The sequence below is a fragment of the Georgenia phoenicis genome (genome assembly GCF_047302425.1).
GTDB lineage: Bacteria > Actinomycetota > Actinomycetes > Actinomycetales > Actinomycetaceae > Oceanitalea.
Map to the genome: position 1 here is coordinate 1,565,312 of NZ_CP154855.1, position 12,566 is coordinate 1,577,877.

General features: G+C 72.3%; 11 protein-coding genes. 4 read left to right on the forward strand and 7 right to left on the reverse strand.

Features of this window, described 5'->3' with window-relative positions:
* Positions 1–4 precede the first annotated feature (4 nt).
* From AA0005_RS07385 to AA0005_RS07400, 4 genes are all read right to left on the reverse strand, one after another.
* Positions 5–832 (reverse strand): ABC transporter permease, encoded by an 828-nt coding sequence (locus AA0005_RS07385; protein WP_413452767.1) that lies wholly within the window; start codon positions 830–832, stop codon positions 5–7.
* On the reverse strand, positions 829–1,812 hold the full coding sequence (locus tag AA0005_RS07390; RefSeq protein ID WP_413452768.1) for an ATP-binding cassette domain-containing protein: 984 nt from the start codon (positions 1,810–1,812) through the stop codon (positions 829–831). Before AA0005_RS07390 ends, AA0005_RS07385 begins: the two co-directional genes overlap by 4 nt.
* Before the next feature lie 160 nt (positions 1,813–1,972).
* Entirely contained in the window at positions 1,973–3,769 is a 1,797-nt protein-coding gene (locus AA0005_RS07395; RefSeq protein ID WP_413452769.1) for a glycoside hydrolase family 13 protein, read from the reverse strand.
* Between the two features lie 73 nt (positions 3,770–3,842).
* Complete coding sequence (locus AA0005_RS07400; RefSeq protein ID WP_413452770.1) at positions 3,843–4,856, reverse strand: LacI family DNA-binding transcriptional regulator; 1,014 nt, start codon at positions 4,854–4,856, stop codon at positions 3,843–3,845.
* Between the two features lie 173 nt (positions 4,857–5,029).
* Here AA0005_RS07400 and AA0005_RS07405 point away from each other — a divergent pair, with 173 nt between their 5' ends.
* The 3 genes from AA0005_RS07405 to AA0005_RS07415 all read left to right on the forward strand — a co-directional run bounded on the left by AA0005_RS07405 (position 5,030) and on the right by AA0005_RS07415 (position 8,860).
* Positions 5,030–6,274 (forward strand): extracellular solute-binding protein, encoded by a 1,245-nt coding sequence (locus AA0005_RS07405; RefSeq protein ID WP_413452771.1) that lies wholly within the window; start codon positions 5,030–5,032, stop codon positions 6,272–6,274.
* Between the two features lie 74 nt (positions 6,275–6,348).
* Complete coding sequence (locus AA0005_RS07410; RefSeq protein ID WP_413452772.1) at positions 6,349–7,962, forward strand: ABC transporter permease subunit; 1,614 nt, start codon at positions 6,349–6,351, stop codon at positions 7,960–7,962.
* Position 7,963: 1 nt separating this feature from the next.
* Positions 7,964–8,860 carry a sugar ABC transporter permease gene (locus AA0005_RS07415; RefSeq protein ID WP_413452773.1) on the forward strand — a complete coding sequence of 299 codons (897 nt, stop codon included), beginning with the start codon at positions 7,964–7,966 and terminating at the stop codon, positions 8,858–8,860.
* Between the two features lie 10 nt (positions 8,861–8,870).
* Here AA0005_RS07415 and AA0005_RS07420 read toward each other — a convergent pair whose 3' ends face one another.
* On the reverse strand, positions 8,871–10,049 hold the full coding sequence (locus AA0005_RS07420; RefSeq protein WP_413452774.1) for a DUF3459 domain-containing protein: 1,179 nt from the start codon (positions 10,047–10,049) through the stop codon (positions 8,871–8,873).
* 45 nt (positions 10,050–10,094) lie between these two features.
* Positions 10,095–10,514, reverse strand: a complete 420-nt coding sequence (locus tag AA0005_RS07425) for a pyridoxamine 5'-phosphate oxidase family protein (RefSeq protein ID WP_413452775.1) — start codon at positions 10,512–10,514, stop codon at positions 10,095–10,097.
* Positions 10,515–10,591: 77 nt separating this feature from the next.
* On the opposite strand from AA0005_RS07425, the gene AA0005_RS07430 reads away from it, so the two are divergent.
* The gene (locus AA0005_RS07430; protein ID WP_413452776.1) at positions 10,592–11,845 is read left to right on the forward strand and encodes a deoxyguanosinetriphosphate triphosphohydrolase; all 1,254 of its coding nucleotides are present in this window, start codon (positions 10,592–10,594) and stop codon (positions 11,843–11,845) included.
* Positions 11,846–11,878: 33 nt separating this feature from the next.
* Here AA0005_RS07430 and AA0005_RS07435 read toward each other — a convergent pair whose 3' ends face one another.
* Entirely contained in the window at positions 11,879–12,415 is a 537-nt protein-coding gene (locus AA0005_RS07435) for a hypothetical protein (protein WP_413452777.1), read from the reverse strand.
* Positions 12,416–12,566: the final 151 nt, after the last annotated feature.

The window sequence follows — 12,566 nt, forward strand, 5'->3', positions numbered from 1 at the left end:
GGGGCTAGCCGCGGGTGCGGTAGATCCGCATCGTGATGGGCGCGAAGACCGCCGTGAGCACGGCCGCGGCGACGAGCACCCAGGCGACGTCGGAGAAGGTCGCCGCGCCACCCATGAGGCCGCGCACCGCGGTGACGAGGTGGCTCACCGGGTTGATGTCGACGACGGTCTGCAGCGCCGAGGGCATCGTCCGCGGGTCGACGAAGATGTTCGAGGCGAAGGTCAGCGGCATGAGCACGAGCATCGACACGCCCATGACGGCGTTGGGGCTGCGCATGACCAGGCCGAGGATCGTGAAGATCCAGCTGAGCGAGAAGGCGAAGACGAGCAGGAGCAGCACGGCCAGCACCACACCGGTGAGCCCGCCCTCCGGCCGGTAGCCGAGGATCAGCCCGAGCACGAGCGTGACGCACGAGGCGATCGTGTACCGGACCGTGTCCCCGAGCAGCGCCCCGACGATGGGCGCCGGCCGCCAGATCGGCAGCGAGCGGAAGCGGTCGAAGACACCCTTGGTGATGTCGGTGTTGAGGGTGAAGCCGGTGTAGACGCTGACGATGAGCACCGTCTGCACCATGATCCCGGGCAGCAGGAACTGCAGGTAGGTACGGGTGTCCCCGGCGATCGCGCCGCCGAAGAGGTAGGTGAACATCAGCGTGAAGATGACCGGGGAGAGCGTGACGTCGAAGAGCTGCTCCGGCACGTGCTTGATCTTGAGCAGCGCCCGGTGGGCGAAGGTGAGCGTCGAGGCCACGGCCGAGGCGCGGCTGGGCCGGTCGAGCACCTCGACGGCCTCGCGCAGCGCGGTGTTGGCGCCGATGTCGAGGGACCTCATGGCGTGACCTCCGCTGTCGTCTCGGCCGGCTCCTCGGCCGGGCTGCCGGTGAGGGCGAGGAAGACCTCGTCCAGGCTGGGCTGGCCGAGGGAGAACTCCGGCACCACGACCCCCGCCGCGTGGAGGGCCGCGAGCGCCCGGGCGGGAGAGTCGGGGGCGTGGTCGGGCACCCGGGCGGACAGGCCCAGCCCGTCGGGCAGCTCGGTGACGGGGGTGCCGAGGACGTCGTCGAGGACCGCGGCGGCGCGCGGCCGGTCGGCGCGGTCGGCCACCCGCAGGGTCACCGTGCCGGTGCCGACGGAGGCCTTGAGCTGCGGGGCGGTGCCCTCGGCGATGAGCCGGCCGCGGTCGATGACGGCGATCCGGTCGGCGAGCTGGTCGGCCTCGTCGAGGTACTGGGTGGTGAGCAGGACGGTGGTGCCCTGGGAGACGAGCAGCCGGACGATGTCCCACACCTGGTTGCGGCTGCGGGGGTCCAGGCCCGTCGTGGGCTCGTCGAGGTAGAGCACGCGCGGGCTCATGACGAGGCTCGCGGCGAGGTCGATGCGGCGGTGCATGCCGCCGGAGTAGGTCTTGACCTGCTTGCCCGCCGCGTCCGAGAGGTCGAAGGCCGCCAGCAGGTCCGCCGCCCGCTGCTTGGCCCGCGCGGGGGAGAAGCCGTACAGGCGGGCGAGCACGACGAGGTTCTCGGTGCCGGTGAGGTCCTCGTCCACCGAGGCGTACTGGCCGGTGAGGCCGACGTCGGTGCGCACGGCGTCCGCCTGGCTGCGGATGTCGTGCCCCAGGACGCGGGCGGTGCCGGCGTCGGGCACGAGGAGGGTGGCGAGCATCCGCACGATCGTCGTCTTGCCGGCGCCGTTGGGCCCGAGCAGGCCGTAGACGGTGCCGCGCTCGACGGTGAGGTCGACGCCGTCGACGGCGGTCGTCTCCCCGAAGCGTTTGACGAGGCCCTCGGCCTCGATGGCTGGTCCGTTTCCCATGGTGGCTCCTTCGCGGTGGTGGTCTTTGGACCTGTGCCGGACCCGGAAGTCATCGCCCGCTCGGAAGCCTACGCCCGCGCACCGGCACCGGAGAAGGACCTTTCGGGCACGGTGGGACGCGAAGAGCCGGGCCCCGTAGGGCCCGGCTCTCGGCGTGGTGTCAGGCGCGCTCGCGCAGCCAGACGGTCGTGTCGGTCGGCAGCGACCCGCCCTCGAGCGGGCCGCTCGCGACGAGCACCTCGTGGCCCTCGGGGAGCGTCACCGGCTCGTCGCCGAGGTTCGCCATGACGACGACGGTGGCCCGCCCCTCGCCGCTGTTGCGGACGGCGACCACGTGCTCACCGGCCGTCACGAGCTCCATCGCCCCGGCGCCGAGGCGGTGCTCGGCGCGCAGCTCCAACGCCCGGCGGTACAGGCGGAGGGTCGAGTCCTCCTGCTGCTCCTGGACGTCGGGGGCGAGCGCGGCCCACGACTCGGGCTGGGGCAGCCAGGTGCGCCCGGTGGGGGAGAAGCCCAGGCCCGGGGCGTCCGAGCGCCACGGCAGCGGCACGCGGCAGCCGTCGCGGCCCTTCTCGGCGTGGCCGGTGCGCCACCACGCCGGGTCCTGGCGCAGGGAGTCGTCGAGGGTCGTGTGCTCGGGCAGGCCGAGCTCCTCGCCCTGGTAGACGTAGGCGCTGCCGGCGAGGCCGAGCATGAGGAGGGAGGCGGCGCGGGCGCGGCGCAGGCCGAGCTCGGCGTCGGGCTGGGTGTCCTCGACGCCGATCCCGTTGGGACCCTTGCCGGTCTCGGCCAGGCCCAGGCGCGAGGCGTGCCGGACGACGTCGTGGTTGGACAGCACCCACGAGGTGGGGGCGCCGACGGCGTCGTTGGCGGCGTAGGAGCCGGCGATCGACTCGCGCAGCGCGGCGGCCTCCCAGCGGGTGACGAGGAAGTCGAAGTTGAAGGCCTGGTGCATCTCGTCGGGCCGCACGTACAGCGCGAGGCGCTCGAGCGGCTCCACCCACGCCTCGGCGACGAGCATGCGCTCGCCGTCGTACTCGTCGAGGACGGCCCGCCACTCGCGGTAGATCTCGTGGACGCCGTCCTGGTCGAACATCGGGCTGCGGCCGGCGACGGCGTCGTCGCTCGCGTCGGGTGCGGCGACGTCCTCCGCGGACAGCCCCTCCTCGACCTCGGTGCCCTCGACCATCCGCACGTGCCCGGCCCAGTCGGGCAGGCCCGGCGCCTTGACCAGACCGTGGGCGACGTCCACGCGGAAGCCGTCGACGCCGCGGTCGAGCCAGAAGCGCAGGATGCTGCGGAACTCCTCGTGGACCTCGGGGTTGTCCCAGTTGAGGTCGGGCTGGCTGGAGTCGAAGAGGTGGAGGTACCACTGGCCGTCGCGCTCCCACGGGCTGCCGGGGGCGTCGTCGCGCTCGCTCACGCGTGTCCACGCCGGGCCGCCGAAGACGGACTGCCAGTTGTTCGGCGGCTCCTCGCCGCGCTCGCCGCCGCCCTCGCGGAACATGTAGCGGGACCGGGCGGCCGAGCCCGGCCCGTCGGCGAGGGCCTGGCGGAACCACGCGTGCTGGTCGGAAGTGTGGTTGGGCACGAGGTCGACGACGACCCGCAGGCCCAGCTCGTGGGCGCGGGCGATGAGCGCGTCGGCGTCGGCGAGCGTCCCGAAGAGCGGGTCGACGTCGCGGTAGTCGGCGACGTCGTAGCCCGCGTCCTTCTGCGGGGAGCGGTAGAAGGGGGAGAGCCACACGGCGTCGACGCCCAGCCGCGCGAGGTGGTCCAGCCGCTCGGTGACGCCCGGCAGGTCACCGACCCCGTCGCCGTCGGCGTCCCCGAAGGAGCGGGGGTAGACCTGGTAGATGACGGCGGTGCGCCACCACTCGGCGTCGGCGGTGGGCCGGTGGACGACCTCTCCGGTGAGGGCGGTCTGGGGCTGGCGAGAGCTCACGGGCAGGTCCATCTGTCGGTGGTGTGGAGGGGGTCCGCAGTACGTTACCCGCGGGGCGCGGTGCCACCCAAGGGCAGGCGGTCGCTCAGCGGCGAGGTGCGGCGGCGGTCGAGCCGCGAACGATGAGCTCGGCGACGAAGAGCAGCTCGCTGCGCGGGGTGCGCGAGCCGGTGATCTCGGCGACGAGCGAGGTGACGGCGGCGTGGCTCATCGCGTCGACCGGCTGGCGCAGCGTCGTCAGCGGTGGGTCGGTGAAGGCCATGAGCGGGGAGTCGTCGAAGCCGACGACCGACACGTCCTCGGGCACCGACAGTCCGCGGCTGCGCGCCGCGCGGACGGCACCGAGCGCCATGAGGTCCGAGCCGCAGATGATCGCGGTGCAGCCCTGGTCGAGGAGGATGCCGGCGGCGGCCTGGCCCCCCTCGAAGGTGAAGAGGGTGGGCACGACGTGCGCGGCGCCGTCGGGCAGGAGGGCGCTGACCGCGCGCTCGAAGCCTGCGCGCTTGCGCTGGGCGGGCACGAAGCGGTCGGGGCCGATCGCCAGCCCCAGCGAGACGTGCCCCTGCGACACGAGGTGGCGCACGGCCAGCTCCATGCTGCCGGCGTCGTCGGTGGAGAAGGCGGGGGCGTCGAGCTCGCCGGTGTAGCCGTTGACGAGGACGAAGGGCATGCCGCGCGACTGCAGGCGCCGGTAGCGCTCGGCGTCGGCCTGGGTGTCGGCGTGGAGGCCGGAGACGAAGACGATCCCGTCGACCCCGTGGTCCAGGAGCATCTCGACGTACTGGTCCTCGGTCGTGCCACCGGGGGACTGGGTGCACAGCAGCGGTGTGTAGCCGAGCGTCGAGAGCACCGACTCGATGGACTGCGCAAAGGCGGGGAAGACGGGGTTGGACAGCTCGGGGACGATGAGCCCGATGAGCCCGGCCGAGCGCGCGCGCAGCCGCTCGGGGCGCTCGTAGCCGAGCATGTCGAGGGCCGCGAGGACCGCCTTGCGGGTCTCGGCGGCGACCTCGGGCTTCCCGTTGAGGACCCGGGACACCGTCGCGGTGCTCACGCCGGCCTGGTCGGCGACATCCGTCAGTCTGGTGCGTCCCTGCATCGCAGACTCCTCCCTGCTGTCCTGTCCGTCCGGTGTCGGTGCAATCGTTGCATGAAAGTTACTGCAACATGTTGCACTCCGTTGTCGGCGCGGCTTACGCTGCGGCGAAACGGCACAGCGACGCGGCTCTGGCGCCGTGTTTCGCCTCGGCCCCGACAGAGGAGAGATACCAGATGCGCCGTAGCATCGTGATCACCGCAGCCGTCGCACTGACGCTCGGACTTGCCGCCTGCGGCGGCGAGGCGGAGGAGCCGGAGGCCGAGGGCACCACCGAGGCCACCGAGGAGACAGAGGAGCCCGCCGCCGAGGGCGGCTCGCTGACGATCTGGGTCGACGACACCCGCGAGGCGGCCGTGGCCGCTGCCGCCGAGGCCTTCGAGACCGACACCGGCGTCACCGTCGAGCTCGTTCAGAAGAACTTCGACGACATCCGCCCCGACTTCCTCGCCCAGGTCCCCACCGGCGAGGGCCCGGACATCACCGTCGGCGCCCACGACTGGCTGGGCGAGCTCACCGCCAACGGCGTCGTCGCCCCGGTCGAGCTGGGCGACAAGGCCGGCGAGTTCGAGGACGTCGCCGTCGAGGCCTTCACCTACGAGGGCCAGGTCTACGGCCTGCCCTACGCGATCGAGAACATCGCCATCTACCGCAACACCGCGCTCGTCGACGAGACCCCCGCGACCTTCGACGAGATGATCGCCATGGGCCAGGCCTCCGGCGCCCAGTACCCCTTCCTCGTCCAGATCACCGAGGTCGGCGACCCGTACACGATGTACCCGTTCCAGACCTCCTTCGGCGCCCCGGTCTTCGAGACCAACGAGGACGGCAGCTACACCGCCGAGCTCGCCCTGGGCGGCGAGAACGGCAACGCCTTCGCCCAGTGGCTGGCCGCGCAGGGCCAGGCGGGGACGCTCAACACCTCGTGGGAGTACGACATCGTCGTCGAGGCCTTCGCCAACGGTGAGGCGGCCTACCTCCTCGGCGGCCCGTGGATGCTCTCCTCCTTCGAGGGCGTCGACGTCGCGGTCGACCCGATCCCGACGGCCGGCGGCGAGCCCGCCCAGCCCTTCACCGGCGTCCAGGGCTTCTACGTGAGCGCGCAGAGCGACAACGCGCTGCTCGCCACCGACTTCCTCGTCAACTACATGGCCACCGAGGAGGCGCAGATCGCGCTCTACGAGGCCGGTGACCGCACCCCCGCGCTGACCGCGGCGGCCGACACCGTCTCCGAGGACCCGATCGCCGCGGGCTTCCGCGAGGTCGGCGCCGGCGCCGTGCCCATGCCCTCCATCCCCGAGATGGGCGAGGTGTGGAACTTCTGGGGCGTGACCGAGGGGCAGATCATCTCCGGCCAGCTCGACCCGGTCGAGGGCTGGGAGAAGATGGTCGCGGACATCTCGGCCGCGATCGGCGGCTGACCCATGCGCGCGGCACGCCCGGCGACGGGCGTGCCGCGCCACGCCTCCACCCCTCTCGCCCTGGAAGGCACGCGATGTCCCAGCCCCAAGCCCCGCAGCTCTCGACGGCGGACACAAGCCCCGAGCCGCTGCACGTCCGGAGCACGCCGCACGCGCGGACGTACACGCCCGGGTTCTTCGTCAAGGTCGCCCTCATGGCGCTCATCAACGCCCTCGGCGTCTTCATCGTCATCCAGGCCTGGGTGGCGGAGTCGTGGGGCGTGCTCGCGGGCATGGTGGCCCTGCTCGTCGTGGCCGACTACGTGTACTTCTCGCGCCGCGCGCTGCCGATGAAGTACATCCTGCCGGGGCTCGCCTTCCTCCTCGTCTTCCAGGTCTTCACCGTCGCCTACACCGGCTACGTCGCCTTCACGAACTACGGGCAGGGCCACAACTCCACCAAGGGTGACGCGATCGAGGCCCTCCTCATCCAGAACGAGCAGCGGGTGGAGGGCTCGAGCACCTACCCGCTCGCCGTCGTCGAGCGCGACGGCGAGCTCGGCTTCGCCGTCGTCGACGACGGCACCGTCCGCGCCGGCACCGCCGAGTCCCCGCTCGAGGAGGTGGACGACGCCGTCGTCACCGACGGCACCGTCGCCGAGGTGCCGGGCTGGGAGCTGCTCGACCGGCAGGAGGTCATCGCCCGCCAGGGCGAGGTCGTCGAGCTGCGCGTCGCGGTCTCCGACGACGCCGAGGAGGGCTCGATCCGCACCCAGGACGCCCGCAACGGCTTCGTCTACCGCTCGGTCCTCGAGTACGACGAGGCCGCGGACACGATGACCAACCTCGAGACCGGCGTCGCCTACCGCCCCAACGACAACGGCCAGTTCGAGGCGGAGGACGGCTCCACCCTCAACGTCGGGTGGCGCGTGCCCGTGGGCCTGGACAACTTCACCACGGCCTTCGGCGACTCCCGATACGCCGAGCCCTTCGTCAAGGTCCTCCTGTGGACCTTCGCCTTCGCGATCCTCACCGTGGGGCTGACCTTCTTCCTCGGCCTGTTCTTCGCGCTCGTCCTCAACGACGAGCGGGTCCGCGGCCGCAAGGTCATGCGCGCGCTGCTCATTCTTCCCTACGCCTTCCCCGCGCTCATGTCCTACCTGCTGTGGCGTGGCATGCTCAACACCGACTTCGGCTTCGTCAACCAGGTGCTCCTCGGTGGCGCGGAGGTGCCGTGGCTGACGAACGAGTGGCTGGCCCGCGCCGTCGTCCTCGGGGTCCAGCTGTGGGTGGGCTTCCCCTACATGTTCCTCATCACGACCGGCGCGCTGCAGTCGATCCCGAGCGACGTCACCGAGGCCGCGCGCATCGACGGCGCCGGCCGGCTGCGGATCTTCCGCTCGCTCACGCTGCCGCTCCTGTTCATCGCGGTGGCGCCGCTGCTCATCTCGTCCTTCGCCTTCAACTTCAACAACTTCAACGGCATCGAGATGCTCACCGAGGGCGGGCCACGGTTCCAGGACGCCTCGGTGCCCGTCGGCGCGACCGACATCCTCATCACGATGGTCTACTCGATCTCCGGGCTCGACGGCCGGGCCGCGACCAACTACGGCCTCGCCTCGGCGCTCTCGCTCGTCATCTTCGTCATCGTCGCGACGATCTCGGCCGTCACGTTCCGCAGGACCCAGGCGCTGGAGGACATCAACTGACATGGCCACCACGACCGTCCCCACCCGGCCCCCCGCCCGGTCGCACCGCCCCAGCCGCCGCCGCTGGTGGGGGGAGGTCGGCTGGCGCTACGTCGTCGCCGCCGTCGCGATCGTCTACGCCGTGTGGCCCATCGTCTACATCGTCTCGGCGTCACTGGCCGAGCGCGGCACGCTCACCGGCTCGAACGCGCTCTTCGCCGAGGTGAGCCCCGCCAACTACGGGCGGCTGGGGGAGACCTACTTCTGGACCTGGCTCGGCAACACCCTCGTCATCGCGACGACGACGGCGGTCGGCACGGTCCTCATGGGCGCGGCAGCCGCGTACGCCTTCTCCCGCTTCCGCTTCCGGGGCCGGCGGGCGGGGCTCGTGGCTCTGCTCATCATCCAGATGTTCCCGCAGCTGCTCGCCTTCGTCGCGATCTTCCTGCTGCTGCTCGTCCTGGGCGACGTCACCCCGGTGCTCGGCCTCAACTCCCGGGTCGCGCTCATCATGGTGTACCTCGGCGGCGCGCTCGGCGTGAACACCTTCCTCATGTACGGCTTCTTCAACACCGTGCCGCGGGAGCTGGACGAGGCGGCGAAGATCGACGGCGCCACCCACGCGCAGACCTACTGGACGATCATCCTGCGCCTCGTCGCGCCGATCCTCGCCGTCGTCGCGCTGCTGTCCTTCATCTCGAGCTTCTCCGACTTCCTGCTCGCCAAGCTCGTGCTGCAGTCGGAGTCGAAGTGGACGCTGGCGGTGGGGCTCTACCAGTGGGTCTCGGACCAGCTCTCGGCGAACTGGGGGCTCTTCGCGGCCGGTGCGACGATCGGCGCCATCCCCATCGTGCTGATCTTCCTCTTCCTCCAGCGCTACATCGTCTCCGGCCTCACCGCCGGGTCCGTCAAGGGCTGAGGCTCCGGAGTCAACGGCGGGCGCGGGGGTCGCGCTCGGGCGGCTGCGGCTCGAGCCACTGCCACACGGCGGTGCTCGGCGGCAGCAGCCGGCGGCCGCCGGTGCCCTCGGTGAGCGGACCGGAGGACAGGAGCACCTCCCGCTCGGGCAGGGGCACCTCGTCCGCGCCGACGTTGGCGACGACGAGCATCTCGCCGCAGAGGAAGGCGAGGACGGTGTCGGGCACCGGCCCATCGAGCTCGTCGACCCAGGCGAGGGGGGCCAGGCCGAGGCGGTGATCGGCGCGCAGGCGCAGCGCGGCGCGGACCGTCTCGAAGACCGAGCCGGCCTGCCCACGCTGCTCCTCCTTGAGCCGGGCGGCCTCGGCCACACGCTCCGGCTCGGGGTGCTGGGTGGTCTTGACGGGCATGCCCAGCTCGATGCCCTGGCGCAGGTAGACCGCACCGGGCATGGCGAGCACGACGAGTGCCGTCGCCAGAGCCAGCTGCGGGGTGCCGGCCTCGAGGACGTCGGGGACGAGCCACGCGCCGGCGCTGCCGAGCGCGTCACGGATGCGCAGGCTCTCCGTCACGGAGGCCTGGGCCCGGGCGGGGTCGGCGACGTGGAGGAGGTCGGCGTCGACGAGGTGGTGGAGCCAGTCCTCGTGGAGCATGTCCGCCGCCTGGGACTGCACGGCGGGGCTGAGGCGGGTGGAGAGGATCGGGTCCTCGTGGCGCGCGTGCTCGGCGATGAGCGCGTGCAGCTCGCGGTAGCGCGCGTGGGACACCGGATCGGACTCGGTGACGGGGCCGAGGTCGAGACCGTCGGCGCCGCGGCTGAGCCAGTAGCGCGCGCAGGCCTCCTCGCGGGGGTCGAGCGGGTCGATGCGCAGCACCACGCGCAGGCCGGTGCGCTGGGTGCGGGCGAGCAGCCCGGCGACGGCGTCGATGATCTCCTCCGGTGCCTCACCGGGCAGCGGGGGGCACCCGATGCGCACGGCCTGGGCGCCGAGGCGGGAGACCGAGCGCAGCTGCTCGGCGCGCTCGGCGACCTCCGCGAGCGTCGTCGTGCCGCTGAGGAGCGGCGGCTCGTTGACGTAGACGACGGAGGAGCGCCACCACTCCTGCCAGCCGGCGGAGGCACGGTGGACCAGACGGGTGGTCACGGTCCCCGGTGTCGCGGCCGTCGTCGGCGGTGCGGGGTCGGTCATGGCGTCATTGTGGCACCAACGGCCAGCCCCGGCGGCCGGGCGCCGCTAGCCGAGGTCCGCGCTGAGCCAGCGCTCGGGCTGCATCTCGATGACCACGTGGTCGGTGAGGTCGCGACGGGCCATCTCGAGGTAGCCCTCGGCCGCCTCCCCGGAGAGGTAGCGGTAGGTCATCTCCTCGAGGCGCTCCTCGGTCTGCGGCAGCACGCCGGTCACGGGCCCCTCGACCGAGACGTAGCGGACCGTGGGGCTCACCCGCTGCGCCATGAGGCTGAAGCGCCCGGCCGCCTCGATGAGCCGCGCCTTGCGCGACTCCCCTCCGGTGAGCACCCACAGCCGGCCCCCTGGCGTGTACTGGTACCAGAGGGGCACGACGAGGGGTGCGCGGCCCGGCTCGGCCGCCACGGACAGCGCACCGATGTGCGGCTCGGCGAGGAACTGCTCTCGTTCGTCATGTGTCAGTGCCATGGCCTCACGCTAGAGGCAAGCACCGACATCGGCGCGGATGGGCACCGATCGGCGCCGGGCGCCATAGGCTCGGGTCCGTGGAGCACTTGGAAGCCTACGGAGACGCGGACCGCGAGCGCTGGTGGCAGGAGGAGCCGAAGAACCCCAACCGCACCGCCTTCGAGCGGGACCGCGCCCGCGTGGTCCACTCCTCGGCGCTGCGGCGGCTCGGGGCCAAGACCCAGGTGCTGGGCCCCTCGAGCGACGACTTCGTGCGCACCCGTCTCACCCACTCCCTCGAGGTCGCCCAGGTGGGCCGCGAGCTTGGCAAGACGCTGGGCTGCGACCCCGACGTCGTCGACACCGCCTGCCTGGCCCACGACCTCGGCCACCCGCCCTTCGGGCACAACGGTGAGCGGGCGCTGGACGAGGCGGCCGCGGAGATCGGTGGCTTCGAGGGCAACGCCCAGACGCTGCGCCTCCTCACCCGCCTCGAGCCGAAGGCCTTCACCGCCGACGGCACCCCCGTGGGGCTCAACCTCACCCGCGCGAGCCTCGACGCCGCGACGAAGTACCCGTGGCCGGTGGAGGAGGCCCCGAAGAAGCCGGGCGGGCGCCCCTCGCGCAAGTTCGGCGTCTACGCCGACGACCTGCCCGTCTTCACCTGGATGCGGCAGGGCGCCCCCGACCGGCGGCTGTCGATCGAGGGGCAGGTCATGGACCTCGCCGACGACATCTCCTACTCGGTGCACGACGTCGAGGACGCCGTCGTGGGCGGTCGCGTCGACCTCGCGCTGCTGCGGCGGGCGGACCAGCAGGCCGCCGTCGTCGCCCAGACGCGCCAGTGGTACAACCCGTCCGTGTCCGACGACGTGCTCGGCGCGGCCCTCGAGCGGCTCGTCGCGCTGCCGGTGTGGCTCGACTCCTTCAGCGAGAGCCGGCGTGACCGTGCGGCGCTCAAGGACATGACGAGCCAGCTCATCGGCCGCTTCTGCGACGCCGCCCACGACGCCACCCGTGCGCGCTTCGGCGACGGGCGGCTCACCCGCTACGGCGCCGAGCTCGTCGTCCCGGACGACACGCTCGCCGAGATCGTCGTCCTCAAGGGCGTGACCGCGCACTACGTCATGGCGCCGCGCGAGAGCGAGCCGGTCTACCGCCAGCAGCGCACCGTGCTCACCGATCTCATCGAGGCCCTCCTCGCGGCCGGGCCGACGGAGCTCGAGCCGATCTTCGTCGCCGACTGGGAGGCGGCCCAGGACGACGGCGCCCGCCTGCGCGTCGTCGTCGACCAGGTCGCCTCCCTCACCGACACCAGCGCTCAGGCCTGGCACCAGCGCCTCTGCGGGTAGCCGGCTCGTAGCCGGGCCGGGCGGCCGAGCCGCTCAGCGGCGGTGCAGCAGGCCGGCCAGCGGTCGCTGCTGCTCACCCTGCTGCGCGGTGAGGACGACGATCGCACCGGTGAGGCCGGGCGTCACCCACTGCATGGTGCGCAGCCGCCGCTGGGCCCGCTTGAGCTTGGTCGAGGCACCCGGGCGCGGCTCGGTCACCCCGTAGGTGCCCTCGTCGGCCAGCGTGGCGACCTTCCTGCCGAGCAGGCCGCTGTAGGCGGTGCTGAGGACGGCCGCACCGGTGAGCACCGTCTTGAGCGTGGTGTTCGCCTGCGTCTCGGGCTGCTTGGCCAGCCGTGCCTTGTTCCCTTCGAGGAGCCCGAGGCCGCCGTAGACGTGCGCGGCGATGGCGACGGCGTTGACCGGCGCCCACCGGGCCCAGCCCGCCGAGGACAGGGTGAGGCGCTCGCGGGGGTTGTCGGCCTCCGCCGCCGCACCGTTGAGGCCGATCGCCCCCATGAGCGAGCCACCGAACCAGGCCGCCAGTCCGAGGTCGTGAAGGCTTCGGACGAGTGTGTTCTGCTGAGACATCCCATGCTCCATTGCTCGACGCCGCTAGGAGTGTCGAGTCTCTCGCCGCCGGGGCGGGTGCGCGCGCCGGGCGGAGGGTGTGGGCCCGGCCCGGCGCCGCTCGCGAGCACCTGGTCGCCTCTGCGGGTAGCAGGGCGCGCGCCCCATAAGG

Coding starts and splice junctions, on each gene's coding strand:
- AA0005_RS07435 (WP_413452777.1), bottom strand. CDS start 12,415: ATGTCTCAGCAGAACACACTCGTCCGAAGCCTTCACGACCTCGGACTG.
- AA0005_RS07395 (WP_413452769.1), bottom strand. CDS start 3,769: ATGGACCTGCCCGTGAGCTCTCGCCAGCCCCAGACCGCCCTCACCGGA.
- AA0005_RS07385 (WP_413452767.1), bottom strand. CDS start 832: ATGAGGTCCCTCGACATCGGCGCCAACACCGCGCTGCGCGAGGCCGTC.
- AA0005_RS07390 (WP_413452768.1), bottom strand. CDS start 1,812: ATGGGAAACGGACCAGCCATCGAGGCCGAGGGCCTCGTCAAACGCTTC.
- AA0005_RS07405 (WP_413452771.1), top strand. CDS start 5,030: ATGCGCCGTAGCATCGTGATCACCGCAGCCGTCGCACTGACGCTCGGA.
- AA0005_RS07415 (WP_413452773.1), top strand. CDS start 7,964: ATGGCCACCACGACCGTCCCCACCCGGCCCCCCGCCCGGTCGCACCGC.
- AA0005_RS07420 (WP_413452774.1), bottom strand. CDS start 10,049: ATGACCGACCCCGCACCGCCGACGACGGCCGCGACACCGGGGACCGTG.
- AA0005_RS07400 (WP_413452770.1), bottom strand. CDS start 4,856: ATGCAGGGACGCACCAGACTGACGGATGTCGCCGACCAGGCCGGCGTG.
- AA0005_RS07410 (WP_413452772.1), top strand. CDS start 6,349: ATGTCCCAGCCCCAAGCCCCGCAGCTCTCGACGGCGGACACAAGCCCC.
- AA0005_RS07425 (WP_413452775.1), bottom strand. CDS start 10,514: ATGGCACTGACACATGACGAACGAGAGCAGTTCCTCGCCGAGCCGCAC.